This is a genomic window from Burkholderia sp. YIM B11467, from assembly GCF_052952715.1.
Map to the genome: position 1 here is coordinate 323,790 of NZ_JBQVSQ010000007.1, position 24,923 is coordinate 348,712.

The following is a 24,923-nucleotide window of genomic DNA, read 5'->3' on the forward strand; positions in this document are numbered from 1 at the left end:
GCCTGCGGTAACGGGCCCTACCCGCGCGCGCGGTAGAGATCGGTCAATACCTTGGTCGAGCGCCGCGCCTCGAACAGCGCGGACAGCCGCGCGACGTCCGGGCTCGCGAGATCGCGGATCGCGGCGTCGTCGGCCAGGATGCGGCGGATCAGGTCGAGCTTGCGGCCGAGATCCGATTCGTCGAGCGCAACGCCCGGATCGGCCTCCTTCAGCCCGTCGACGAGTTGCAGGAATTCGGCCTGCAACCCCGGCAACGCGCTCCAGTCGGCGCCGCGCGCGGCACACAGCATCCGGCCCGACACGGCTGCGAGCGCCTCGTAACGAGCGAAGTATTCGGCCTTGCGATTCATCTTGATGCTTCCACTGCCTGTTGCGCGGCCATGCGCGCGGCTTCCGGGGCAATCCCCGTCCATGCTTCCTCGAGCGTCGCGAGCAGCCCGTCGACTTCGACCAGCATCGCGTCGCTCGCCTGCGCGTTCGCTTCCAGCAGACGCCGGCCGATATACGCATACAGCCCATCGAGCCGATCCGCGATCTCGCCGCCCACGTCGCGGTTCAGCGACGCCTTTAGGCCGCTCTCGACGATCCGGATCGCCTTGCCGATCGCTTCGCCGCGCGCGGACACGTTGCCCTGCTGCAGGTGCATGCGCGCCAGTGCAATCGCCTGCCGCGCCCCCTGGTAGAGCATCGCGATCAGCCGGTGCGGCGAGGCGCCCATCACCCCGGTCTCGACGCCGACACGCGCGTAGGCATTGGCTCCAGCGTGTCCTGGGGAAAACATGCGCATCTCCTTGTCATGCGGTAGCTATATGGGAGCCGCTGCCGTGCATCGCACGACGCGGCCTTCTCCGGAGTTATCGGAAGGGATTTGGAAAGCTTTAGGCGCGCGGGGCCGCCGCCGGGCGCGGAAGGTCGGCCCGCCCGGCCCCCGTCACACCGACATCTGCATGATGTCGTTGTAGGCGCTCACGAGCTTGTTGCGGACCTGGAGCCCGAACTGGAAGCCGATGTTGGCTTTCTGCATGTCGACCATCACGTCGTTCAGCGACACGTTCGGCGCGCCGACCTCGAACGCCTGCGCCTCGCCGGCCGCGTGCTGCTGGTCGCCGCTGATCTTGTCGAGCGACGCCTTCATCGCGCTCGCGAACGTGCTGGCCGTCGCCGCGCCGGAGCCGGCAAGCGCCGCCGTCGGGCTCGCGACGCCGCCGGACGCCTGCGCGGCCATCGACTGCATCTGTTGCAACACCGAACCGATCCCGCTGACGTTCGCAGTCATGCTGTCCCCAGAATTGAGAGAAGAGACCCGGACGCACCGGGCGTTTCCGCCGGCGCCGCACCACGCGCACCATGCCGGATCGCAGCAAAGAATAGCAGCGCGCCGCGCGTCAAAGCCGAGAAAGTACGGGGGAAACCCCGCTCTTTTCGGTCGATCGGAGTACGGCCCGGATCACGATAATCGCATCGTGTCATTGTCCGCCCGCTCGTCCGAGCGAGCTCAGTCGTCCCGCTCCGGAGAAACTCGACGCATGGATTCGCAGGCCAACTCGCTGATCAATCCCGACGCCCGCGCGGGCCTCGCCAGCCCGGCGCCCGGCGCCGCCGCGGCCGCCGCGTTGCCGGGCGTGGGTGGCGCTGGCGCGGACTTCGGCCTTGGCGGCTTCGCCGAACGCATTCCCGGCATCTCGCGGATGAAGGGCAACCCGAAGCTGCCGTTCCTGATCGCCGTCGCGTTCGCGATCGCCGCGATCACCGCGCTCGTGCTGTGGAGCCGGACGCCCGACTACCGCGTGCTGTACAGCAACCTGTCGGACCGCGACGGCGGCGCGATCATTACCGCGCTCCAGCAGGCAAACGTTCCCTACAAGTTCGCCGACGCCGGCGGCGCGATCCTCGTGCCGTCGAACCAGGTGCATGAAACGCGCCTGAAGCTCGCCGCGATGGGCCTGCCGAAGGGCGGCTCGGTCGGCTTCGAGCTGATGGACAACCAGAAATTCGGCATCAGCCAGTTCGCCGAACAGATCAACTACCAGCGCGCGCTCGAAGGCGAGCTGCAGCGCACCATCGAATCGATCAATGCCGTGCGCGGCGCGCGCGTGCATCTCGCGATCCCGAAGCCGTCGGTATTCGTGCGCGACAAGGAAGCGCCGAGCGCGTCGGTGTTCGTCGACCTCTACCCGGGCCGCGTGCTCGACGAGGGCCAGGTCCAGGCGATCACGCGGATGGTGTCGTCCGGCGTGCCCGACATGCCCGCGAAGAACGTGACGATCGTCGACCAGGACGGCAACCTGCTGACCCAGCCGGCTTCGGCGTCCGGCCTCGACGCTAGCCAGCTCAAGTACGTGCAGCAGGTCGAGCACAACACGCAGAAGCGCATCGACGCGATCCTCGCGCCGATCTTCGGCGCCGGCAACGCGCGCTCGCAGGTCAGCGCGGACCTCGATTTCTCGAAGATCGAACAGACGTCGGAAAGCTACGGCCCGAACGGCGTGCCGCAGCAGGCCGCGATCCGCAGCCAGCAGACCAGCAGCGCAACCGAACTCGCGCAGGGCGGTGCGTCGGGCGTGCCGGGCGCGCTGTCGAACACGCCGCCGCAGCCGGCCTCGGCGCCGATCGTCGCCGGCAACGGCCAGAACGCGCCGCAGACGACACCCGTGAGCGACCGCAAGGACCAGACGACCAATTACGAGGTCGACAAGACGATCCGCCATCTCGAACAGCCGATGGGCAACGTGAAGCGGCTGTCGGTCGCGGTCGTCGTCAACTACCAGCCGGTCGCCGACGCGAAGGGCCACGTGTCGATGCAGCCGCTGCCGCCCGCGAAGCTCGCGCAGGTCGAGCAGCTCGTGAAGGACGCGATGGGCTACGACGAGAAGCGCGGCGACTCGGTGAACGTCGTGAACAGCGCGTTCTCGACCGTGAGCGACCCGTACGCCGACCTGCCGTGGTGGCGCCAGCCCGACATGATCGCGATGGCGAAGGAAGCCGCGAAGTGGCTCGGCATCGCGGCGGCCGCGGCGGCGCTCTACTTCATGTTCGTGCGCCCGGCGATGCGCCGCGCCTTCCCGCCGGCCGAGCCGGTCGCGCCGGCACTCGCGGCGCCGGAAGATCCGGTCCTGCTCGACGGCCTGCCCGCGCCGGTCAAGGCCGAGGAGCCCGACTCGTTGCTGCTCGGCTTCGAGAACGAGAAGAACCGCTACGAACGCAACCTCGACTACGCGCGCACGATCGCCCGCCAGGATCCGAAGATCGTCGCCACCGTCGTGAAGAACTGGGTGTCCGATGAACGCTGAAGGCTTGACCAAGAGCGCGCTCCTGCTGATGTCGATCGGCGAGGAAGAAGCCGCGCAGGTATTCAAGTTCCTCGCGCCGCGCGAGGTCCAGAAGATCGGCGCCGCGATGGCCGCGCTGAAGAACGTCACGCGCGAGCAGGTCGAGGACGTGCTGCAGGACTTCGTGAAGGAAGCCGAGCAGCACACCGCGCTGTCGCTCGATTCGAGCGAGTACATCCGCTCGGTGCTGACGAAGGCGCTCGGCGAGGACAAGGCCGGCGTGCTGATCGACCGCATCCTGCAGGGCAGCGACACGAGCGGCATCGAGGGCCTGAAGTGGATGGACTCGGGCGCCGTGGCCGAACTGATCAAGAACGAGCATCCGCAGATCATCGCGACGATCCTCGTGCACCTCGACCGCGACCAGGCGTCCGAGATCGCATCGTGCTTCACCGAACGGCTGCGCAACGACGTGCTGCTGCGGATCGCGACGCTCGACGGCATCCAGCCGGCCGCGCTGCGCGAACTGGACGACGTGCTGACGGGCCTGCTGTCCGGCAGCGACAACCTGAAGCGCAGCCCGATGGGCGGCATCCGCACCGCGGCCGAGATCCTGAACTTCATGACCAGCGTGCATGAGGAAGGCGTGCTCGAAAGCGTGCGCCAGTACGACGCCGATCTCGCGCAGAAGATCATCGACCAGATGTTCGTGTTCGAGAACCTGCTCGAGCTCGAGGATCGCGCGATCCAGATGGTGCTCAAGGAAGTCGAGTCGGAAACGCTGATCGTCGCGCTCAAGGGCGCGCCGCCCGCGCTGCGCCAGAAGTTCCTCGCGAACATGTCGCAGCGCGCGGCCGAGCTGCTCGCCGAGGATCTCGACGCGCGCGGCCCGGTGCGCGTGTCCGAAGTCGAGACGCAGCAGCGCCGCATCCTGCAGATCGTGCGCAACCTCGCCGAAAGCGGCCAGATCGTGATCGGCGGCAAGGCGGAAGACGCATATGTCTGATTCGGCGAGCGATCGCGCGGGCACCCTCACCGCGTACCAGCGGTGGGAGATGGCGTCGTTCGACCCGCCACCGCCCCCGCCGCCGCCCGACGACGCGGCCGCGGCCGCCGCCGCGCTCGCCGAGGAACTCCAGCGCGTGCGCGACGCCGCGCACGCCGAAGGCCATGCGGCCGGCCACGTCGAAGGCCAGGCGCTCGGTTACCAGGCCGGTTTCGAGCAGGGCCGCGCGCAGGGCTTCGAGGCCGGCCAGGCCGATGTGCGCGAACAGGCCGCGCAGCTCGCGGCGCTGGCCGCGTCGTTCCGCGAGGCCGTGTCGACCGCCGAGCACGATCTCGCGGCCGACATCGCGCAGCTCGCGCTCGACATCGCGCAGCAGGTCGTGCGCCAGCACGTGAAGCACGACCCGGCCGCGCTCGTCGCGGCCGTGCGCGACGTGCTCGCCACCGAACCCGCGCTGTCCGGCGCGCCGCATCTCGCGGTGAATCCGGCCGACCTGCCCGTCGTCGAAGCCTATCTGCAGGACGATCTCGATACGCTCGGCTGGAACGTGCGCACCGACGCGTCGATCGAGCGCGGCGGCTGCCGCGCGCACGCCGCGACCGGCGAGGTCGACGCGACGCTGCCCACGCGCTGGCAGCGCGTCGCCGCCGCGATCGGCAAGGTGAGCACGTGGTGACGCGGCCGCCCGAATCGCTCGCGCACGACGGCATGACGCCGCTCGAGCGCGAACTCGCGCTCGCGTCGTTCGGCCCCGCTGCGCACGACGCCGCGTACGACACCGCACACGACGCAAAACAGCATGCAGCCGCCGCGGCCGACGCCGCGCCGCGCGCGCCGCACAATCCGCATCTCGCGCACTGGCGCACGCACCTGAACGGGCTCGCCGCACGCAGCCACCGCGCGCTGCCGCTGCGGCCGTGCGGGCGCCTCACGCGCGCGGCGGGCCTCGTGCTCGAGGCGATCGGGCTGCGCCTGTCGGTCGGCGCCGAATGCACGATCGAACTGCCGCCCGGCAGCACGCTGCCGCATGCGCAAGCGGAAGTCGTCGGCTTCGCCGGCGATCGCCTGTTCCTGATGCCGACCACCGACGTCGCCGGCGTGCTGCCCGGCGCGCGCGTGTGGCCGCTCGAAAGCGCGCCCGTCGCCGATCCGCTCGCGGGCGCGAAGCGGCTGCCGGTCGGCTGGGAGATGCTCGGGCGCGTCGTCGACGCGTCGGGCCGCCCGCTCGACGGCCTCGGCCCGCTCGCATCGAAGGTCGATGCGCCGCTGTCGGCGCCGTCGATCAACCCGCTCGAGCGCGAACCGATCCACCACGTGCTCGACGTCGGCGTGCGCGCGATCAACGCGCTGCTCACCGTCGGCCGCGGGCAGCGGATGGGCCTGTTCGCGGGCTCCGGCGTCGGCAAGTCGGTGCTGCTCGGCACGATGGCCCGCTATACGAGCGCGGAAGTGATCGTGATCGGGCTGATCGGCGAACGCGGCCGCGAAGTGAAGGAATTCATCGAGCAGATCCTCGGCGAGGATGGGCTCGCGCGTTCGGTCGTCGTCGCGGCGCCGGCCGACGTGTCGCCGCTGCTGCGGATGCAGGGCGCGGCCTACGCGACGTCGCTCGCCGAGTATTTCCGCGATCAGGGCAAGCACGTGCTGCTGCTGATGGATTCGCTGACGCGCTACGCGATGGCGCAGCGCGAGATCGCGCTGGCGATCGGCGAGCCGCCCGCGACGAAAGGCTATCCGCCGTCGGTGTTCGCGAAGCTGCCCGCGCTCGTCGAGCGCACCGGCAACGGGCCGGAAGGCGGCGGCTCGATCACCGCGTTCTACACCGTGCTGACCGAAGGCGACGACCAGCAGGATCCGATCGCCGATTCGGCGCGCGCGATCCTCGACGGCCACATCGTGCTGTCGCGCGCGCTCGCCGAGGCCGGCCACTATCCCGCGATCGACATCGAGGCATCGATCAGCCGCGCGATGACCGCGCTGATCGACGAAACGCATCTCGACCACGTCCGGCAGTTCAAACAGATGCTGTCGCGCTACCAGCGCAATCGCGACCTGATCGCGGTCGGCGCCTACGCCCCCGGCCGCGACGCGCAGCTCGACCGCGCGATCGCGCTCTACCCGCGCATCGAGGCATTCCTGCAGCAGGGCTTTCGCGAATGCGCGCCGTTCGCATCGAGCCTTACCGCGCTCGATGCGCTGTTCGACGCTTACGGAGGCTGATCCAGATGGCTCACGGCTTTCCCCTGCAGTTGCTGCTCGACCGCGCGCAGGAAGACCTCGACACCGCCGCGAAGCAGCTCGGCACCGCGCAACGCGACCGCAGCTCGGCCGCCGAGCAGCTCGACGCGCTGCTGCGCTATCGCGACGAATATCACGCACGCTTCGCGCAATCCGCGCAGCACGGGATGCCGGCCGGCAACTGGCGCAATTTCCAGGCGTTCATCGACACGCTCGACACCGCGATCGCGCAACAGCGCAACGTGCTGGCCGCTGCCGAAGTCCGCATCGACGAGGCACGCCCGAACTGGCAACAGAAGAAACGCACCGTCGGCTCGTATGAAATCCTGCAGGCGCGCGGCGTCGCGCAGGAAGCGCAACGCGACGCGCGGCGCGAACAGCGCGACTCCGACGAACACGCCGCGAAAATCCTGCGCATGCGGGCCGACGCGGCCCGCTCGTCGTAACCGACCACCGCATTCGAACGAGAGAACGCCATGCCTCCCCTGCCCCTGCTCGGCGCGCTGATCGACACCGCCGGCGCCGCACTCAAGGCCGCCCGCGGCTCGAATTCGTCCGGCAGCGCCACCGGCAACGACGCCGCATCCACGTCGACTGCCACGGCCGCCGTACCGTTCGCGCAGACGCTGAAGCAAAGCGTCGTCACGCGTCACGACGCGACGATTTCCGGTACACGCGATGCATCGACGAAACAGGCTTCGTCGACATCGGCCGCCGGCGCGAAGCCGTCCGCCACCGACGACGATTCGTCCGACGACGACACGAGCGTCACTGCCAACCCGAATCCCAGCCCCGACGCAGCCGCGCTCGCCGCCGCCGCGGCCGTGCAGGCGCAACTGCAGGCGCGCACGGACAACGCGACGCCGGCCGATGCCGCTACCGCCGCTGCCGCCGCCGTTGCCGCTGGAACGGCGCAAAAGACGGCCGTGGCCGGCCAGCCCGACGCCACGGCGACGCTCCCGGATCACGCCGCCAAGGACGCTGCCGCCCAGTCGGACGCGCCGGCGTCGAGCCACGACGCGCTGCAGGCGGCGCTCGCCAAGCTGACGGGCGGCTCGGGTGCGATCGCGATGCCCGCGACCGGCACGACGGCGTCGGCCGCCGCTTCGGCACCGGCATCGACCGCATCGACCGCATCGACCAGCGCCGCCGACGTACCGCTGACACCGAAGGTGCCGACCTTCGACCGCACGCTCGCCGACGCGAAAGGCGCACCCGCCACCCAGCAGACGCCGACGCAGGCCACCGCGCAGTCGCTGCAGGCCGCCGCGAACGCGCAGTCCGGCGCACAGCACGCGCTCGCGGCAGCCAGCGACGCGACGGATCCGGCCGCCAGCGCGACGCTCGCGGCCGGCGCAACGGCTGCGGCCGCGGCGCAGGCCAACCTGCAGCTGTCGCCGGCCGCGAGCGCGATCGCCGCCGCCAACGCGCACATGCTCGCTCCGCACATCGGCACGCCCGACTGGACGGACGCGTTGAGCCAGAAGGTCGTGTTTCTGTCGAATGCGCACCAGCAGAGCGCCGAGCTGACGCTCAATCCGCCCGATCTCGGTCCGCTGCAGGTCGTGCTGCGCGTCGCGGACAACCACGCGCACGCGCTGTTCGTGTCGCAGCACGCGCAGGTGCGCGACGCGGTCGAAGCCGCGCTGCCCAAGTTGCGCGAAGCGATGGAAGCGGGCGGGCTCGGGCTCGGCAGCGCGACCGTCAGCGACGGCGGCTTCGCATCGCAGCAGCAGAACCCGCAACAGACCTTCGCCGGCGGCCAGTCGCCGCGACGCGGGAACGCCGGATCGTCAGCCGTCGATGCACCGGCCGACGCTGTGCAATCCGCACCGGCCGCCACGAGCGTGAGCCGCGCCGGCCTCGTCGATACGTTCGCCTGAGCATGATTGCCGCCCGGTGCGCGCCGCTCAGCGGCCGTGCACCGCCGCGGCTGCCGCGCCGCTCGGCACGCCGCCCTTGCGCGCCGCGACGATGAAGTCCGCCGCGCGTTCGCCGATCATCACCGACGGCGCATTCGTGTTCCCGCCGACCAGCGTCGGCATCACCGACGCATCCACCACGCGCAACCCTTCGACGCCGCGCACGCGCAATTGCGGATCGACGACCGCGCGCGCATCAGAGCCCATCCGGCACGTGCCGACCGGGTGATAGATCGTGTCGGCATGCGCGACGATCGTCGCACGCAACTCGGCTTCGCTCTGGTCCGCCCGCGTGTACAGCTCGCGCCCGCCCTGCGACGCGAGCGGCGCCTGCGACAGGATCCGGCGCATCGCCTGCGTGCCGCGCACGAGCAGGTCGAGATCGCGCGCATCGCTGAAGAAGCGCGGATCGATCAGCGGCGCGTCGCGCGCGTCGCCGCTTGCAAGCGCCACCGTGCCGCGGCTGAACGGCCGCAGCGCGCAGACGTGCAGCGAATAACCGAAGCCCCAGTGCATCTTGCGGTTGTGGTCGTCGACGAGCGCCGTGCAGAAATGCAGTTGCAGGTCGGGACGCTCGAGCGACGGATCGCTCTTGATGAAGCCGCCGGCCTCCGCGACGTTGCTCGTCATCATCCCCGTGCGGCTCGAGAAATAGCGCGCGAGCGCGGGCGTCATCTTCGCGATCCCGCGCAGGCACACGCCGACCAGCTCCGACGAATTCACGCGCGTGTTGATGATGAAGTCGATGTGGTCGATCAGGTTCGTGCCGACGTCCGGCGCATCCTGCACGACCGCGATCCCGTGCCGGCGCAATTGTTCCGCCGGGCCGATCCCCGAACACATCAGCAGTTGCGGCGAATTGAACGCGCCGGCCGACAGGATCACTTCCGCGCGCGCGCCGAGCGTCTCGACGCGCCCGTTGCGCGACAGTTCGACACCGACCGCGCGCTTGCCGTCGAACGCGACGCGCAGCACCGTCGCGTCGGTGATCACATGCAGGTTCGACCGGTTGCGGCCGTAGATATAGGCGCGCGCGACGCTGCAGCGCGAGCCGTCGCGGTGCGTGACCTGATAGAAGCCGACGCCTTCCTGCGTCGCGCCGTTGAAGTCGTCGTTCAGCGGATAACCGGCTGCGTGCGCGGCCTGGATGAATCGTTCGGAGAACGGATTGCGAAAGCGCAGATCCGATACCGACAGCGGGCCGTCCGCGCCGTGCCACGCGTCGGCGCCGCGCTCGTTGCCTTCCGCGCGGCGGAAATACGGCAGCACATCCTGCCAGCCCCAGCCCGTCGCGCCGAGCTGCGCCCATTCGTCGTAATCGCCCGGGTGGCCGCGCGTATAGATCATCGCGTTGATCGCGCTCGAGCCGCCCATCCCGCGCCCGCGCGGCTGATAACCGCGCCGCCCGCCGAGGCCCGGCTGCGGCACCGTTTCGTAACCGTAGTTCGTGCCGAGCTTGAACGGCACCAGCGCCGCGATGCCGACCGGCATGTTGACGAGCAGGTTGCGCTCCGTATGCGACCCGGCCTCGATCAGCGCGATCGTCGCGTCGGGGCAGGCATCGGCGAGACGGCCTGCCAGGCTCGATCCGCCCGAACCGCCGCCGACGATGATGTAGTCGTATTGCATGTCACGTCTCCGTCGTGTCATGGAAGGCGCCCGGCACCGCCGCGCGACCGCGTCCCCTCTTGTAATGTTCGGGCATTGTAGGAATGGCCGTTGCGCGCGCGGCGCGCGGATTCAAGAGCGATTCCTCTAAACGCCCGCGTGAACTAAATTTAAGATGTATTGGTTCGCTTCGCGCGACGCGCCGGCCACGAGAAGCCGATCCGTCGCGAAACGGGAGAGACGACGATGCAGCGCGAGGTTCTGCAGGCCGTGTGCCGACCGGGTTGTCCGGAGGCGACGCGTGCGGCCCGCATTTCATTTCAAACGGCTGCCTGCGCGAGGACGATCGGCGTCATGCGCGCAGCCGATCGAAATCGAACGGCACGCGTCGTCGCCGACCGTTTGGACGGCTTTCCGCCGCAGCAACAGGATGCACTGCGACACGAATTGGCATGCACGTCGTGCCGCCCTGCTTCCGCGCATCGGCACGCGGTCGCACGGCAGCGTCGCGTGCCCGGTCGTCCCTGCATCAGACCGTGCGCGCATGCCGTGCGGCACGATGTTCGCATGCTGAAACCGTCGCGCGGATGCGACGCCCGCCGCACGCAGCAACCGGTTTTCGAACACCCGTCGCATCCGGCCCCGCGCCGCGCGACGCGCACCATCCCGATCCGCGCCGCCGCGCTCGCCGAGCGCTCGCGTGCGGCGTGACGGCTGGCCGACAAGCCAGGCCCAACTGGAGGAGACGACATGAAGAACGACCTGCCCGAACTGGCCCCGCAAGCACTGCCGTCGGCCGATGCGCTGACGTCGCTGCTGCGCGACCAGCGCGCGACCTACCTGCGCGCGCCCTACCCGGCATGGGAGACCCGCGTGCAGCACCTGCGTGCGCTGCGCACGATGCTGATCGACCATGCGGATGCACTCGCCGAAGCGATCAGCGCCGATTTCGGCCATCGCGCGAAGCAGGAAGTGCTGCTGTCGGAAATCTGGATGGCGAAGGAAGAGATCGACGACGCGCTCAAGCACGGCAAGCGCTGGATGAAGCCGATCCGCAAGCCGATGAACAAGTGGCTGCGCCCGGCGCGCGCGAAGGTGATCCCGCAGCCGCTCGGCGTGGTCGGCATCGTCGTGCCGTGGAACTATCCGGTGCTGCTCGCGGCCGGCCCGCTGATCTGCGCGCTCGCCGCCGGCAACCGCGCGATCATCAAGATGTCCGAACTGACGCCGCGCACGTCGGCACTGTTCGAACAGTTGATCGCCAAGACCTTCACGCGCGATCACGTCGCGGTCGTGAACGGCGATGCGGAAGTCGGCGCCGCGTTCAGCGCGCTACCGTTCGACCACCTGCTGTTCACCGGCTCGACGCACGTCGGCCGCCACGTGATGCGCGCGGCCGCCGACAACCTCACGCCCGTCACGCTCGAACTCGGCGGCAAGTCGCCGGCGATCGTCGGCCCGAACGCGCGCTTCGACGCGGCCGTCGACGCGATCGTCGCGGGCAAGACGCTGAACGCGGGCCAGACCTGTATCGCGCCCGACTACGTGCTGCTGCCGCGCGGGATGGAAGCCGCGTTCATCGAGCGCGCGCGCGCCCGGTTCGCGAAGATGTATCCCGACCTGTCGGCCAACGGCGACTACACGACGATCGTGTCGCCGCGCCATTACGCGCGGCTGCAACAACTCGCGAGCGACGCGCAGGCCGCCGGCGCGCAGCTGCATCCGCTGTCCGACGCGCAATCCGATCCCGCGTCGCGCCGCTTCGTGCCGTGCGCGGTCACGCAGGTGCCGGCCGCGTCGCAACTGATGCAGGAGGAAATCTTCGGGCCGCTGCTGCCGCTCGTGCCGTACGAGCGGCTCGACGAGGCGATTGCGTACGTGAATGCGCGCCCGCGTCCGCTTGCGCTCTACCTGTTCGACGAGGATGGCGGCACGATCGACCGCGTGATGCACGAAACGATCTCGGGCGGCGTGTCGGTCAACGAAACGCTGATGCACATTGCGTGCGGCAGCCTGCCGTTCGGCGGTGTCGGTGCGAGCGGCATGGGCGCGTACCACGGCTACGACGGCTTCGTGACGTTCTCGAAGATGAAACCGGTGCTCACGCAAGCGCGCCTGAACGCGCGCAACCTGCTCGCGCCGCCGTACGGCAAGCGCTTCGCCGCGCTGATCAAGCTGATGTTGAGGTTCTAGGCCGGACAGGCCGCGCGCATCGCGCCGCGGCCCGCGCAGGGATGCCGCGCGGCGCAGGTGCCGCGCGCGCCGTCACACGGGCCAGAGCGGCCCTTCCTGCATCGCACCGATCTGCTCGCGCAGTTCGAGCACGCGCGCTTCCCAGTAACGATGCGTGTTGAACCACGGGAACGCGGCCGGAAACGCGGGATCGTCCCAGCGCCGCGCGAGCCATGCCGCGTAGTGGATCAGCCGCAGCGTGCGCAGCGCTTCGACGAGATGCAGCTCGCGCTGCTCGAATTCGCAGAAATCCTCATAGCCGGCCAGCAGGTCCGCCAGCGCGCGCGACGCGCCTTCGCGATCGCCCGGCAGCAGCAGCCACAGATCCTGAATCGCGGGCGCCATCCGGCTGTCGTCGAAGTCGACGAAATGCGGACCGGCATCGGTCCACAGCACGTTGCTCGGATGACAGTCGCCGTGCGTGCGCAGCAGGCGAATCTCGCCTGCGCGTTCGAACGCGGCCTCGACGCCTTCGAGCGCGAGCGCAACCGCTGTCGCGTACGCGGGCCGCACGTCATCCGGAATGAAATCGTGCGCGAGCAGGTAGTCGCGCGGCTCGTAGCCGAACGTGCCGATGTCGAGCACGGGACGCGCGACATACGGCTGCGTCGCGCCGACCGCATGGATCCGACCGATGAAGCGGCCGAGCCATTCGAGCGTGTCGCTGCGATCGAGATCGGGCGCGCGGCCGCCGCGCCGCTCGAAGATCGAGAAGCGGAAACCGTCGAACGCGTGCAGCGTGCAGCCATCGAGCGTGCGCGCGGGCACCGCCGGAATCTCGCGCGCGGCGAGTTCGGCGACGAATGCGTGCTCCTCGAGGATCGCGTCGTCCGACCAACGCGCCGGGCGGTAGAACTTCGCAACGACCGGCGGGCCGTCTTCGATGCCGACCTGGTAGACGCGATTTTCGTAGCTGTTGAGAGCGAGCAGGCGCCCGTCGGTGCGCTGGCCTGCCGGCATCAGCACGCTGTCGAGCGCATCGAGCACGCACTCGGGCGTGAGCCCGGCGAACGGCGGGCCGGCGGGAGAAGCGGGAGCGGAAGTAGCGTCTGTCATGTCCCGCATTGTGCCGCCAGCCGGGCCGAAAGACGAGCGTCCGGTGCGGCGCGCGTGCTCAGTGAAGCGCCGCGCCGGCCGGCAACACGGATTCGCCGGTGTCGATCAGGTCCTCGAGAAAGAACGGCTCGGTGTTGAGTTCCTTCGACTCGCCCGGTACGCCCGCGTACCAGGTCACCATGGCCATGTCGCCCAGGACGCGCTGGACGATGCCGCGCGCGCCCTTCGGCACCGCGATATGGGTAGTGCAGACAATCGACCCGACATGCATGATGGTTCCCCACTCTTGAATCTTGAAACCCGGCCCGCTGACGAGCCGGCAAATGCACGATCCGCGCCGCTCTCATCGGAGCGTTGCGCGTAATCCCATTGTTCACGGTTTATCGAAGCGCGAAAAGAAGAAGAAGCAGGCGATGTGCCGCGAATTCGTCGAATGTCTCCAATCAACCACTGCGCCGCGCGTGCGCTTGCATGCGCGGTTACCCCCATCATACCCTGTCGAATGTGACCGCCCGCCGAATCCGCCCGGCGCCGCGGCGCGCACGCGATCGACGCAACGGGCGTGCGCCACGCGAAGCCGACGCCAGTTGCACGGGATGCCGGCCTTGCGTTACCTTTGACACTCGTTCGCGTTCAACCGCATTCCGACACGATGCATCCGCTCACGTCCGCCCTCGCAAAATCCCGGCCGCAGTTCGACTCGCGGCCGCAGGCGTGCGCGCATCCATCGGTTCTCCCGCCTCCTGTCGCACCGCCGCTCGTCGGCGCCGCGCCGCCCCCTCCGGCGGCACGCGCCGGCTGACCAGCCGGCTTCCGTTTCGTCTTCCATTCGCCGTCAGTTGCCGTTCGTGCGTCGTGACGCACGGCTAGCTGCTGCGTGTGCGGATGGAACGTTCCGATCCGTTCGACAGGTGGATTCACATGGTTTCGTTCAAACGCGCGCTTGCCGCGCATGGCGCGACGTCGCTCTTCGTGCTGCTGTGGAGCAGCGGCGCGATCTTCGCTGAACTCGGTCTGCGTCACGCATCCGCGTTCGTCTTTCTCACCGCGCGTTTCGCGCTCGCCTCGTTCGTGCTGCTCGCGCTGGCCTTCATGCGCAGACGCTGGCTGCCACCGCGCGGCGAGCGGCGCATGGCCGCGCTGACCGGCTTGCTGATGATGGGCGGCTATTCGATCTTCTATCTGCTCGCGCTCGAGCGCGGGATCGCACCGGGCGTGCTCGCGACGATCCTCGGCGTGCAGCCGATCCTCACGCTCGCGATCGTCGAGCGGCGCTGGCAGCCCGTGCGCGTCGCGGGGCTCGCGCTGTCGCTGGCCGGCCTCGCACTCGTCGTGTGCCGCGGCGTGGGTGGCGCCGGCCTGTCGGCCGCGGGCGTCGCGTGCGCGCTCACGGCGCTCGTCGCGCTGACCGCCGGCTCGCTGCTGCAAAAGCGCGTACGCGCGGCGCCCGCCGACGTGCTGCCGCTGCAGAATGCGATCGGCCTCGCGCTGTGCGTGGCAATCGTGCCGTTCCGGCCGGTATCGTTCGACATGAGCTGGGCGTTCGTCGTACCGCTCCTGTGGCTCGGCATCGTGATTTCGGTGATCGCGCAACTGCTGTTCTACCGGCTGATGCAGCGCGGCGATCTCGTCAACGTGACGAGCCTGTTCTATCTCGTGCCCGTCGTCACCACGCTGATGGATGCCGTCTGGCTCGGCAACCGGCCCGAGCCGCTCGCGCTCGCCGGCATGGGCGCGATCATCGCGGGGCTCGCGCTCGTGTTCCGCGCGCCGGCCGCCCGCGCGCAACCCGACCGCGCGTAAGCGGACAGGCCGCCGCGCCCGCGGGTGCGGCGGCCCGCATCGGACACATACGACAATTCCGCAAATATCGAAAGGAACGGGAAAGATATGTGCAAGGCGTTCGTCTTGCTTGCGGGAAAAGTGCGCGATTCGCCGGGCTTTCCGCTGATTTTTAATGGTTCGGATAGCGAAAAGCGCTGCCGGTTGCCTATACTCGAATTGACCGCCCTGCTCGCAATCGGGTCGGACCAAGACTAGAAACACCCGGCATGGATCTGGAGCCGGCGCGAATGCGCCAACTCCGGCCGACACTGGAGACACGCATGACCACCTATTTCACGATCGGCGACTTCATCCTGTTGATTCCGATGGCGCTGGCCGGAGCGCTATTTCTCGGCGCGGTGCCGTGCGCAACCGAATTCCGCCATAACTTGCTGCGCGTGCTGGGCGTCATCCTCGGCGTCGGCGTCGCGGTATTGCTGGTCGAAGGCCTGCCTGCGCTGCTCTAACGCGAGCTAGCGCACCCCCTGCCTGACGCGCATCGCTGCACCGCGGCGATGCGTCGGGCTGTCTGCAATACGGCACGCGATGTTTCGCATGCCGTATCGCCTGCCAGTCAGATAGCCTGATCGGTGGACGGCTTTTCCCAAAGATTGATGCCGCCTTCCGTCGCGTGACGATCGATCTCCGCGAGTTCCTCCGCCGAGAATTCGAGGTTCTTCAGCGCGCCGACGTTTTCACGCACCTGCTCCGCCCGGCTCGCGCCGATCAGCGCGGACGTCACGCGGCCGTTGCGCAGCACCCACGCAAGCGCCATCTGCGCGAGGCTCTGCCCGCGCCGTTCGGCGATCGCGTTGAGCTTGCGCACATGCTCGAGGTTGTCGGCGCTCAGGTGGTCCTGCTTCAGCGAGCCGCCGCCCGGCTTGTTCACGCGCGCGTCGGCCGGCACGCCATTCAAGTATTTCGACGTGAGCAGCCCCTGCGCGAGCGGCGTAAAGGCGATGCTGCCCGCGCCGACGTCGTCGAGCGTGCCGAGCAGCTCGCTCTCGATCCAGCGGTTCAGCATGTTGTACGAAGGCTGGTGGATCAGCAGCGGCACCCGGTACTGCGCGAGCAGCTCGGCCATCTCGCGCGTCTTCGCCGCCGAATACGACGAAATGCCGATGTAGAGCGCCTTGCCCTGCTGCACGGCCGACGCGAGCGCCCCAGCCGTCTCCTCGAGCGGCGTATGCGCGTCGAAGCGGTGCGAATAGAAGATGTCGACGTAGTCGAGCCCCATGCGCTGCAGGCTCTGGTCGAGGCTCGCGAGCACGTACTTGCGCGACCCGCCGCCGCTGCCGTACGGCCCCGGCCACATGTCCCAGCCGGCCTTCGTCGAGATCAGCAGCTCGTCGCGATACGGCCGGAAATCCTCCTTCAGCAGCCGGCCGAAGTTGGTCTCGGCGCTGCCGTACGGCGGCCCGTAGTTGTTCGCGAGATCGAAGTGGTTGATGCCGAGGTCGAACGCGGTGCGCAGGATCTCGCGCTGCGTCGAGATCGGCGTCGAGTCGCCGAAGTTGTGCCACAGGCCGAGCGACAGGGCGGGCAGTTTGAGCCCGGATTTGCCGCAGGTGCGGTATTGCATGTCGGCATAACGTTCGGAAGCTGCTTCGTAGGCCATGAGTATTTCCGTCGGGACGTCGGAGGGAGGGGCGCGCGCCGGCCGCACCCAGGGCGCGACGGCGGCGAAGAAAACGCATGACGGCTATGGTAGCGAAGGCGACCGATGCGCGCACGGCAATGGACGCGACCGCGGTGGTCGCCTACACTGCGGCGTCTCGAATCACCGTTACAGCGAGGTTGGTATGTCCCGGGTCATCTCGGTTGCACTGCTCGTCGGCGGCGTCGTGCTGCTGTATTTCGGCGGACAGTCGTTCCATTCGATCAACGACGACATGTCGCGCTTCTTCACCGGCTCGCCCGCGACGAAGACGATCCTGCTGATCGTCGGCGGCGCCGTCGCCTCGTTCATCGGCCTGATCGGCCTCGCGATGCCGGGCAGCAAGCGCTGATCGCACAACCGCGCGACGCGCGAACGGCCCGCGTCACCCGATCGGGCCGCGCAATACGAAACGGGCGGTCAGGCCGCCCGTTGCTTCATTCGCCCGCGATGCGCAGTGTCGCATCACGCGATCACGATCGCGCCGGCCTCGCCGGCCGCCCGATCCGCGCCTAGAACTGCACTTCCGGCTTCGCCGCCGAGCGCGTACCCGGCACCGGCCGGTTGCTCGCGCCATGATAGGTGTACACGAGCGAGAACTTCACCTGGTCGGAACGGTTCTGCCCGGCCGAATGCAGCGTGTTGCTGTGGAAGAACACGACGTCGCCCGTCTGCAGCGGCGGGCACGTGGCCGCGTCGATCATCTTCCGGTTCTCCGGCAGGTCGCCGCGGAAGAACTTCGCATCGTCGAACGCTTCCGGCCCGAATTCGGCCGTATGCGAACCCGGCACGAGCCACAATGCGCCGTTCTCGTTCGTTTCCGGCCCGAGCGCGAGCCACACCGACACCATGTCCGGCCGCTCGAACGACCAGTAGCGGAAATCGCGATGCCAGCCGGTCAGGCTGCCGTACGCGGGATGCTTCGTCATCATGCAGTTGTGATGCGCGCGCGACAGCACCGGCTCTTCGCCGAAATACTCGCGCATCCACGCGCCGATTTCGGGTGCGATCGCGCGCTCGGCGAATGCCGGATCGCGCGTGTACGCATCGAGCAGCCGCCGCACCGTGTGCCCGCCCGGCGCATGCTTCGACTCGGGTGCGCCCGGGTAGCGCAGGTCCGCCTCGAACTCGATCGGCTCGGCGGCCTCCCGCAACTGGCGCTCCGCGATCTGCTTGAGCGCCGCGCACTGTTGCTCACCGACGAGGCCACGCGCGACCACGAAGCCGCGTTCGCGCAATTCCGCGACTTGCGCGCGGATCGATTCCGACTGCAATGGAGACGACATGGGATGCCAGACGTTTATTGTGTGAATGTGACGATTGTAAATCGGCGCCGGATGCCGCGAACAGCGCCATTGTCGTGCGCAGGGGCATGCCAATCGCCGATTTGATCCGGGTCAAGGGAACTGTGCGGCGCGGCGGTGGCCTCACCGACAGGCGGTATGCGGCACACGCCTTGTGGCACAAGGGTTTATCGCGACTTTTGCCCGTCATGAATCCCCTGTAGCCTGACGCGGCCTGTCAGTTCTGGCGGGCGCGGCACGCAGCGACATTCGATAAGATCCGTTGCGCCATCCGAGGCCGTTCATACCAGTGCGCTCTTCAAGGGCGCCACCCATACAAGCGAAGCATCGTTCACATGCCATTCCGTCTGACTTCCCGATTCAGCCACGCTGCGAAGCGCGCCGTGCCGTCCGCTCCCGCCCGCTCGCTGCGCCATCACCGCGCACGCACGCAGGCGCTGGCCGAGCGTACGCACGCACACAGCCGGCTGGACGGCATCCGTGCGTGGTTCCACGCGTTTTTCTCGATGGTGAGCACGCAGGCGTTCGCCCGCCGTGCCGGCCTGCGCTCGCTGCTGCAGAAGCCGTCGTCGCTGCGCGCGCTCGCGCTGCGCCGTGCGCTCGGCCCGCAGCGCCGCGTCAACCGCCCGCGCCGCCTCGCGGCCAGCAACGGCTGGTTCGGGTTCGGGTTCGGCGCGCGCTGAAATCGCGCCGGCGGGCGCTGCCCGCCACGATCGCCGCCGTTGCGCCGGCGATCGAAACCCATAAAAAAACCCCGCCAATGGCGGGGTTTTTCATTTCAGGCGAACGACGCTTACGCGACGCGTGCCGTCGGCTCCACGCCGGCCGCTTCGGCCAGTGCGAGCGCCTTGTCGGTCGCTTCCCACGAGAATTCCGGCTCTTCGCGGCCGAAGTGGCCGTAAGCAGCGGTCTTCTCGTAGATCGGGCGCAGCAGGTCGAGCATCTTGATGATGCCCTTCGGACGCAGGTCGAAGTGCTCGCGCACGAGCTTCGTGATCACCGCATCCGACACGCGGCCCGTGCCGAACGTGTTGACCATCACCGAGGTCGGCTCCGCGACGCCGATCGCGTACGACACCTGGATCAGCGCGCGCGACGCGAGGCCGGCGGCGACGATGTTCTTCGCGACGTAGCGGCCTGCATATGCAGCCGAACGGTCGACCTTCGACGGATCCTTGCCCGAGAACGCGCCGCCGCCGTGCGGTGCGGCACCGCCGTACGTGTCGACGATGATCTTGCGGCCGGTCAGGCCGCAATCGCCCTGCGGGCCGCCGATCACGAATCGACCGGTCGGGTTCACGAGGAACTTGATGTCGCCCTTGATCAGGTCGGCCGGCAGCGTCGGCTTGATGATTTCCTCGATCACGGCTTCACGCAGTGCGGGCAGTTCGATCTCCGGTGCGTGCTGCGTCGACAGCACGACAGTGTCGATCGAATGGGGCTTGCCGTCGACGTAGCGAACCGTCACCTGCGACTTCGCGTCCGGGCGCAGCCATTGCAGGCGGCCGTCGCGGCGCAGGCTGGCCTGGCGCTCGACGAGACGGTGCGACAGGTAGATCGGCAGCGGCATCAGTTCCGGCGTTTCGTCGCACGCGTAACCGAACATCAGGCCCTGGTCGCCCGCGCCCTGGTCGAGGTTGTCGTCGTGTGCACGATCGACGCCCTGTGCGATGTCCGGCGACTGCTTGTCGTACGCGACGAGCACCGCGCAACCCTTGTAGTCGATGCCGTACTCGGTGTTGTCGTAGCCGATGCGCTTGATCGTGTCGCGCGCGATCTGGATGTAATCGATGTTGGCCGTCGTGGTGATTTCACCGGCCAGAACGACGAGACCCGTGTTGCACAGCGTTTCCGCCGCAACGCGCGAGTATTTGTCCTGCTCGAGGATGGCGTCGAGAATCGCGTCCGAGATTTGGTCCGCGACTTTGTCCGGATGGCCTTCGGAGACGGATTCGGACGTGAAGAGATAGTCGTTTGCCACTTTTTCAGGCTCCTGTTTGGTTACGGTTGGTTTCACGTAGCCAGCTTCGTGGGGCCTGAAGCGGCGACGCTTTAGCGGATTACCAGTACCGGGCAGCGCGTATCGCACCGTCCAGCTTCGCCCCGCAAGTTGTCAGTTAACTCGGCGAAGACCGTATTATAGCGGCTTTCCTGAATTGTCACAGAGTGCCGCTCGTGCTGCATCTTCCACCGTCTTACTCCCCCGTTCGCAACGCGCCGGTCAGCCGGCCCCACGGAGGTTTCGCATGCTAGGCCGCCTCGGCACGCACCTCGCCATCGGCTTCCTGAAACTGCTCGCCCGGTTGCCGTACGGCCTGACCGCACGGCTCGGCGACGGTCTCGGCTGGCTGCTGTACCAGATCCCCAGCGGGCGAAAGCGCATCGTACATACCAATCTGAAACTCTGCTTCCCGGAGTGGAGCGACGAGCGGCGCGAGGAAGTGGCCGGCCTGCATTTCCGTCACGCGATCCGCAGCTACGTCGAGCGCAGCTACCAGTGGTTCGCGTCGGAACAGGCCTACCGCAAGCTGTTTACGGTCGAGAGCGAGGTCGACCTCAGCGATCCGGACATGCCGCCGACCCTCCTGCTCGGTTTCCATTTCGTCGGCATCGAGGCCGGCTCGATGGCGATCAATCTCGCACTCGGCCGCATGTGCGGCTCGCTCTACACGCCGATGAAGAACCCGGAAATCGAAGCCGCGGCCAAAGCCGGCCGCAGCCGCTTCGGTGCGGAGCTGGCAAGCCGGGCGGACAGCGCGCGCACCGTGCTGCGCTGGCTGCGCGACCGCAAGCCGGTGATGCTGGGTGCGGACATGGACTACGGGATGCGCAACTCGACGTTCGTGCCCTTCTTCGGCGTACCGGCCTGCACGCTGACGGCGGTCGGCCGGTTCGCCAAGACCGGCCACGCGCAGGTTCTGCCCTTTATCGGCGAGGTGCTGCCGAACTACAAGGGCTATCGGCTGAAGGTCTTCAAGCCGTGGGCCAACTACCCGACCGGCGACGACGATCTCGACGCACGGCGGATGAACGAATTCCTCGAGGAACAGATCCCGCTGATGCCCGAGCAGTACTACTGGGTCCACAAGCGCTTCAAGACACGCCCGCCCGGCGAGCCGAGCCTGTACTGACCTGACCCCGCCGGGGCGAAAGCCGCGGGCGCGCCGTCAGGTGCGCGCCTGCGCCCTCGCCACCTTCGGCACGCCTTTCGCGCGCGCCTGCCACAGATCGTAGGCCGACTGCTGCGCGAGCCACAGATCCGCCCTTCCCCCGTTTTCCTCGCCGAGCCACGCCTCAAGGCGCAATGCCATTTCCGGCGAGATGCCGGCATGGCCGTGCAGGATGCGCGACAGCGCCGCACGCGTCACGCCGAGCTGTGCGGCGGCCTCGGTGACGGTCAGGCCGAGCGCCGGCAGCACGTCATCGCGCAGCGCTTCGCCCGGATGGGGCGGATTGAAGATGCGTGTCATGGCTTGAATCATCTCAGTGATAGTCCTGGTAATTGACCAGGACGACATCGGGGCCATCGAACCTGAACGTCAGGCGCCAGTTGCTGCTCACGCTCACCGAGTAGTAACCGTCCAGCCCGCCGGCAAGGCCGTGGAAGCGCCAGCCCGGCACGTTCATGTCGAGCGGCCGGCTCGACACGTCGAGACGGGCAAGCTGGCGCCGCAGCCTTGGAGCGTGGTCCGGCACGATGCCCGCCTTGCTCCCGTTCATGAAAAACGCTTCCAGTCCCTTGTGCTGCCATGACTTGATCATGGACCTCCCGCGCTCGAGTCGCGATGTCGACAGCATGGCCTGTATGCGTATAGCCACACTATACGAATCGCGTGATTACCCTGTCAATTTGACCCGTACGAAATCGTGCGTCCGGAGTGTCCAGTCCTTTCGCCGCGCGCCGGACACGCATCGCCGGCCCCGCCTGTGCCGCGACAACACCCGCCACACCGCGTCAATTTGTCCCCTCGCCGCGGACGCGACCAGTCGACCGATCGACAGAGGCCGCCCGTTCCGCCTTCGCCGACGACGCGAAACGCCCGCCCGCGCAGGACGCCCCTGTCGGCTGCATGTATCATTTGCGGTTGAGATCAGCATGACGAACGAAGCCGCCCGGCGTGACGGTAGGCCGTTCGCATCGTGCCGACCGCCTTGTTCGCCATGGAATTCCGGACCCAGTGAAACTCTCGTTCACCAAGATGCACGGCGCGGGCAACGACTTTGTCGTGCTCGACGGCTATTCGCGCGCGTTGCCGCCGCTCACCGAAGCGCAGGTGCGCGCGCTCGCCAGCCGGCACTTCGGCATCGGCGCCGACCAGTTGCTGCTCGTCGAAAAACCGACCGTCGACGGCGTGGATTTCAAGTACCGGATCTTCAATTGCGACGGCGGTGAAGTCGAACACTGCGGCAACGGCGCACGCTGCTTCGTGAAGTTCGTCAGCGATCGCGGCCTGACCGACAAGCGCAGCGTGCGCGTGCAGGTCATGAAGGGCCTGATCACGCTGACGCTGCAGGACAACGGCGAAGTCGTCGTCGACATGGGTGCGCCCGTGTTCGCGCCGGCGCAGGTGCCGTTCGAGGCGTCGGGCCTCGATGGCCGCACCGAAGGCCACGACACGCTGTGGCCGCTCGACGTCGGCGGCGCGACGCGCTGGATCTCGACGGTGTCGATGGGCAATCCGCACGCGGTGCAGATCGTCGACGATGCCGAAGCGTATCCCGTGCTGGAAGAAGGCCCGCTGATCGAGCACCATGCGCGCTTCCCGCAGCGCGTGAACGCCGGCTTCATGCAGATCGTGTCGCGCAACGAAGTGAAGCTGCGCGTGTACGAACGCGGCGCGGGCGAGACGCTCGCGTGCGGCACGGGCGCATGCGCGGCGGTGGCGGCCGGTATCCGGCGCGGCCTGCTCGATTCGCCCGTGACCGTGCACACGCACGGCGGCACGCTGACGATCGGCTGGGACGGCGCGCGCGACGAAACCGCCGCGCTGATGATGGCCGGCCCCGCCGCGACCGTGTTCGAAGGCGAGATCGACCTGAACGCCTGACCCTGCAACGTCCTTGATAACTGAACGCGCCAGCCACATGAACGATCGCGAAGTCGCCGACTACCTGCTCGCCAATCCCGAATTCTTCGCGCAGCATGCCGAACTGCTCGCGACGATCCGTCTCGCGAACCCGCACGGCAAGGCCGCGATCTCGCTGCAGGAGCGGCAGATGGAGATGCTGCGCGACAAGAACAAGCATCTCGAGCGCCGGCTCGCCGAGCTCGTGCGCTACGGCCACGAGAACGACAGCCTGTCCGCGAAGTTCAGCCGCTGGACCGCGCGCGTGATCGCGGAACGCGATCCATACGCGCTGCCGCGCACGATCGCCGACGGCATCGCCGACGTGTTCGACGTGCCGCAGACGGCATTGCGCGTGTGGGACGTCGCCGACACCTACGCGCAGGCCGACTTCGCACGCCAGGTCGGCGAGGAAGTGCGCCTCTTCACGAACGGCCTGTCGACGCCGTACTGCGGCGCGAACACGGGCTTCGAGGCCGCGCAGTGGCTCGCGCCCGCGGTGGCCGCGTCGGCCGCGCATGCGGCGGAAGGCGCTGAAGCCGCGCCGGCCGGCGACGGCTCGGCCGCATCGGTCGCGCTGCTCGCGCTGCGCGCGCCGCTCGCCGGCACCGATGCGCCCGCGTTCGGCCTGCTCGTGCTCGGTTCGCCCGATCCGCGCCGCTTCCACGACGGGATGGCCACCGACTTCCTCGCGCAGATCTCGACGCTCGCCAGCGCCGCGCTCACGCGCCTGTTGCCGCACTGATCCGCCGCACGCGATGACAGACGATCCGGTCGCCGCCTACCTGTCGAACCTGAAGCACGTCAGGCAGCTGTCGGAACACACGCTGCGCGCGTACACGCACGAACTCGACGAACTGAAGAAGCTCGCGGCCGGCCGGCCGCTCGAAGCGCTGACGGCCGCCGACATGCGCGGCGCGGTCGCGCGCGCACATTCGGGCGGGCTGTCCGCGCGGTCGATCTCGCATCGGCTGTCCGCGTGGCGCGCGTTCTACCGATGGCTCGCGCAGCGCATCGAGATGCCCGCGAACCCGGTTGCCGCGGTGCGCGCGCCGAAACGGCCGAAAACCCTGCCGAAGGCGCTGTCGGTCGACGACGCATCGGCATTGATGGACGCGCCGGTCCCCGGCACGACCGAAGGCATCCGCGACCACGCGATCCTCGAGCTGTTCTATTCGTCGGGGCTGCGCCTGGCCGAGCTGATCGGGCTCGATGCCGTGTACACGCAGGCCGACGGCTACCGCTCGGCCGGCTGGCTCGATCTCGCCGAAGCCGAAGTCACCGTGCTCGGCAAGGGCAACAAGGAGCGCAAGGTGCCGGTCGGCCGCAAGGCGATCGATGCGCTGAACGCGTGGCTCGCGGTGCGCGGCGAATTCGTGAAGCACGACCCGCATCCGCTGTTCCTGTCCGTGCGCGGCAACCGGATGGCGCCCGGTGTCGTGCGCGAGCGCGTGAAGCGCGCGGCGCTCGCCGCGGGCATCCCCGCCAACGTCCATCCGCACGTGCTGCGCCACTCGTTCGCGACGCACGTGCTGCAGTCGAGCGGCGACCTGCGTGCGGTGCAGGAACTGCTCGGCCACGCGAGCGTCGCCGCGACGCAGGTCTATACGTCGCTCGACTTCCAGCATCTCGCCAAGATTTACGACAGCGCGCATCCGCGCGCGAAGAAGCGCGACTGACGCGTTTCCCGTGTTACCCGCCGTGCGCGGCGACCGACAGCGGTCGGCTTCGCGCGCGGCCC

At 68.4% G+C, this 24,923-nt stretch carries 27 protein-coding genes; 16 read left to right on the plus strand and 11 right to left on the minus strand.

The features are described 5' to 3' along the window. Positions 1–17: 17 nt before the first annotated feature. The 3 genes from ACTRWB_RS24780 to fliE form a co-directional block, all read right to left on the minus strand. Complete coding sequence (locus ACTRWB_RS24780; RefSeq protein WP_129513206.1) at positions 18–350, minus strand: flagellar protein FliT; 333 nt, start codon at positions 348–350, stop codon at positions 18–20. Next, the gene (gene fliS, locus ACTRWB_RS24785; RefSeq protein WP_129513207.1) at positions 347–781 is read right to left on the minus strand and encodes a flagellar export chaperone FliS; all 435 of its coding nucleotides are present in this window, start codon (positions 779–781) and stop codon (positions 347–349) included. The genes ACTRWB_RS24780 and fliS overlap by 4 nt, the downstream gene beginning before the upstream one ends. A 150-nt stretch (positions 782–931) precedes the next feature. Further along, positions 932–1,276 (minus strand): flagellar hook-basal body complex protein FliE, encoded by a 345-nt coding sequence (gene fliE, locus ACTRWB_RS24790; RefSeq protein ID WP_129513208.1) that lies wholly within the window; start codon positions 1,274–1,276, stop codon positions 932–934. A 250-nt stretch (positions 1,277–1,526) separates the two neighbouring features. Here fliE and fliF point away from each other — a divergent pair, with 250 nt between their 5' ends. From fliF to ACTRWB_RS24820, 6 genes are read left to right on the plus strand one after another with little or no spacing between them, the layout of a single operon-like run. Then, complete coding sequence (gene fliF / locus ACTRWB_RS24795; protein WP_048252005.1) at positions 1,527–3,290, plus strand: flagellar basal-body MS-ring/collar protein FliF; 1,764 nt, start codon at positions 1,527–1,529, stop codon at positions 3,288–3,290. Next, positions 3,280–4,275, plus strand: coding sequence for a flagellar motor switch protein FliG (fliG, locus tag ACTRWB_RS24800; RefSeq protein WP_343495021.1), 996 nt, complete (start codon positions 3,280–3,282; stop codon positions 4,273–4,275). Before fliF ends, fliG begins: the two co-directional genes overlap by 11 nt. Then, positions 4,268–4,951, plus strand: coding sequence for a flagellar assembly protein FliH (fliH, locus tag ACTRWB_RS24805; protein WP_129513210.1), 684 nt, complete (start codon positions 4,268–4,270; stop codon positions 4,949–4,951). The genes fliG and fliH overlap by 8 nt, the downstream gene beginning before the upstream one ends. Further along, positions 4,945–6,495, plus strand: a complete 1,551-nt coding sequence (gene fliI / locus ACTRWB_RS24810; RefSeq protein ID WP_412022845.1) for a flagellar protein export ATPase FliI — start codon at positions 4,945–4,947, stop codon at positions 6,493–6,495. Before fliH ends, fliI begins: the two co-directional genes overlap by 7 nt. Before the next feature lie 5 nt (positions 6,496–6,500). Continuing rightward, positions 6,501–6,959: a flagellar export protein FliJ gene (gene fliJ / locus ACTRWB_RS24815; protein ID WP_048244615.1), complete on the plus strand. Its 459-nt coding sequence runs from the start codon at positions 6,501–6,503 to the stop codon at positions 6,957–6,959. A gap of 30 nt (positions 6,960–6,989) precedes the next feature. Continuing rightward, the gene (locus ACTRWB_RS24820) at positions 6,990–8,396 is read left to right on the plus strand and encodes a flagellar hook-length control protein FliK (RefSeq protein WP_446903439.1); all 1,407 of its coding nucleotides are present in this window, start codon (positions 6,990–6,992) and stop codon (positions 8,394–8,396) included. A gap of 27 nt (positions 8,397–8,423) precedes the next feature. On the opposite strand, the gene ACTRWB_RS24825 is transcribed toward ACTRWB_RS24820, so the two are convergent. Next, positions 8,424–10,064 (minus strand): GMC family oxidoreductase, encoded by a 1,641-nt coding sequence (locus ACTRWB_RS24825; protein ID WP_446903440.1) that lies wholly within the window; start codon positions 10,062–10,064, stop codon positions 8,424–8,426. A gap of 546 nt (positions 10,065–10,610) precedes the next feature. On the opposite strand from ACTRWB_RS24825, the gene ACTRWB_RS24830 reads away from it, so the two are divergent. Together ACTRWB_RS24830 and ACTRWB_RS24835 are read left to right on the plus strand one after the other, a co-directional pair. Further along, entirely contained in the window at positions 10,611–10,754 is a 144-nt protein-coding gene (locus tag ACTRWB_RS24830) for a hypothetical protein (RefSeq protein WP_446903441.1), read from the plus strand. Between the two features lie 39 nt (positions 10,755–10,793). Then, positions 10,794–12,236 (plus strand): coniferyl aldehyde dehydrogenase, encoded by a 1,443-nt coding sequence (locus tag ACTRWB_RS24835; RefSeq protein ID WP_446903442.1) that lies wholly within the window; start codon positions 10,794–10,796, stop codon positions 12,234–12,236. A 72-nt stretch (positions 12,237–12,308) separates the two neighbouring features. Here the strand turns inward: ACTRWB_RS24835 and ACTRWB_RS24840 are convergent, their stop codons facing one another. Continuing rightward, positions 12,309–13,340, minus strand: coding sequence for a serine/threonine protein kinase (locus ACTRWB_RS24840; RefSeq protein ID WP_446903443.1), 1,032 nt, complete (start codon positions 13,338–13,340; stop codon positions 12,309–12,311). Between the two features lie 49 nt (positions 13,341–13,389). Further along, positions 13,390–13,602, minus strand: a complete 213-nt coding sequence (locus tag ACTRWB_RS24845; protein ID WP_011353523.1) for a hypothetical protein — start codon at positions 13,600–13,602, stop codon at positions 13,390–13,392. 650 nt (positions 13,603–14,252) lie between these two features. Here ACTRWB_RS24845 and ACTRWB_RS24850 point away from each other — a divergent pair. Both ACTRWB_RS24850 and ACTRWB_RS24855 read left to right on the plus strand, forming a co-directional pair. Next, positions 14,253–15,134, plus strand: a complete 882-nt coding sequence (locus ACTRWB_RS24850) for a DMT family transporter (RefSeq protein WP_446903444.1) — start codon at positions 14,253–14,255, stop codon at positions 15,132–15,134. 302 nt (positions 15,135–15,436) lie between these two features. Then, the gene (locus ACTRWB_RS24855) at positions 15,437–15,622 is read left to right on the plus strand and encodes a hypothetical protein (protein ID WP_014895742.1); all 186 of its coding nucleotides are present in this window, start codon (positions 15,437–15,439) and stop codon (positions 15,620–15,622) included. Positions 15,623–15,729: 107 nt separating this feature from the next. Here the strand turns inward: ACTRWB_RS24855 and mgrA are convergent, their stop codons facing one another. Continuing rightward, a complete protein-coding gene (mgrA, locus tag ACTRWB_RS24860; RefSeq protein ID WP_129513219.1) occupies positions 15,730–16,773 on the minus strand; it encodes an L-glyceraldehyde 3-phosphate reductase in 1,044 nt (347 codons plus the stop codon). Between the two features lie 184 nt (positions 16,774–16,957). Between mgrA and ACTRWB_RS24865 the strand changes: the two genes are divergently transcribed. Further along, complete coding sequence (locus ACTRWB_RS24865) at positions 16,958–17,164, plus strand: DUF3185 family protein (RefSeq protein WP_048244630.1); 207 nt, start codon at positions 16,958–16,960, stop codon at positions 17,162–17,164. A 160-nt stretch (positions 17,165–17,324) separates the two neighbouring features. Here the strand turns inward: ACTRWB_RS24865 and ACTRWB_RS24870 are convergent, their stop codons facing one another. Beyond that, complete coding sequence (locus tag ACTRWB_RS24870; protein ID WP_048244632.1) at positions 17,325–18,098, minus strand: phytanoyl-CoA dioxygenase family protein; 774 nt, start codon at positions 18,096–18,098, stop codon at positions 17,325–17,327. 353 nt (positions 18,099–18,451) lie between these two features. On the opposite strand from ACTRWB_RS24870, the gene ACTRWB_RS24875 reads away from it, so the two are divergent. Next, entirely contained in the window at positions 18,452–18,799 is a 348-nt protein-coding gene (locus tag ACTRWB_RS24875) for a hypothetical protein (protein ID WP_129513221.1), read from the plus strand. A 110-nt stretch (positions 18,800–18,909) separates the two neighbouring features. On the opposite strand, the gene metK is transcribed toward ACTRWB_RS24875, so the two are convergent. Next, positions 18,910–20,097 (minus strand): methionine adenosyltransferase, encoded by a 1,188-nt coding sequence (gene metK / locus ACTRWB_RS24880; protein ID WP_048244636.1) that lies wholly within the window; start codon positions 20,095–20,097, stop codon positions 18,910–18,912. A gap of 265 nt (positions 20,098–20,362) precedes the next feature. On the opposite strand from metK, the gene ACTRWB_RS24885 reads away from it, so the two are divergent. Then, on the plus strand, positions 20,363–21,247 hold the full coding sequence (locus ACTRWB_RS24885; RefSeq protein ID WP_412022837.1) for a lipid A biosynthesis lauroyl acyltransferase: 885 nt from the start codon (positions 20,363–20,365) through the stop codon (positions 21,245–21,247). Between the two features lie 36 nt (positions 21,248–21,283). On the opposite strand, the gene ACTRWB_RS24890 is transcribed toward ACTRWB_RS24885, so the two are convergent. Together ACTRWB_RS24890 and ACTRWB_RS24895 are read right to left on the minus strand one after the other, a co-directional pair. Beyond that, entirely contained in the window at positions 21,284–21,586 is a 303-nt protein-coding gene (locus ACTRWB_RS24890) for a HigA family addiction module antitoxin (protein WP_419685477.1), read from the minus strand. 13 nt (positions 21,587–21,599) lie between these two features. After that, on the minus strand, positions 21,600–21,878 hold the full coding sequence (locus ACTRWB_RS24895) for a type II toxin-antitoxin system RelE/ParE family toxin (protein WP_419685478.1): 279 nt from the start codon (positions 21,876–21,878) through the stop codon (positions 21,600–21,602). Between the two features lie 416 nt (positions 21,879–22,294). On the opposite strand from ACTRWB_RS24895, the gene dapF reads away from it, so the two are divergent. Genes dapF through xerC form a run of 3 tightly spaced genes read left to right on the plus strand, consistent with a single transcriptional unit; the run spans position 22,295 to position 24,861 of the window. Then, positions 22,295–23,164, plus strand: coding sequence for a diaminopimelate epimerase (dapF, locus tag ACTRWB_RS24900; protein ID WP_446903445.1), 870 nt, complete (start codon positions 22,295–22,297; stop codon positions 23,162–23,164). Positions 23,165–23,201: 37 nt separating this feature from the next. Then, complete coding sequence (locus ACTRWB_RS24905) at positions 23,202–23,927, plus strand: DUF484 family protein (protein ID WP_129513226.1); 726 nt, start codon at positions 23,202–23,204, stop codon at positions 23,925–23,927. A 13-nt stretch (positions 23,928–23,940) separates the two neighbouring features. Beyond that, a complete protein-coding gene (xerC, locus tag ACTRWB_RS24910; protein ID WP_193099380.1) occupies positions 23,941–24,861 on the plus strand; it encodes a tyrosine recombinase XerC in 921 nt (306 codons plus the stop codon). The last annotated feature ends 62 nt before the right edge of the window (positions 24,862–24,923 follow it).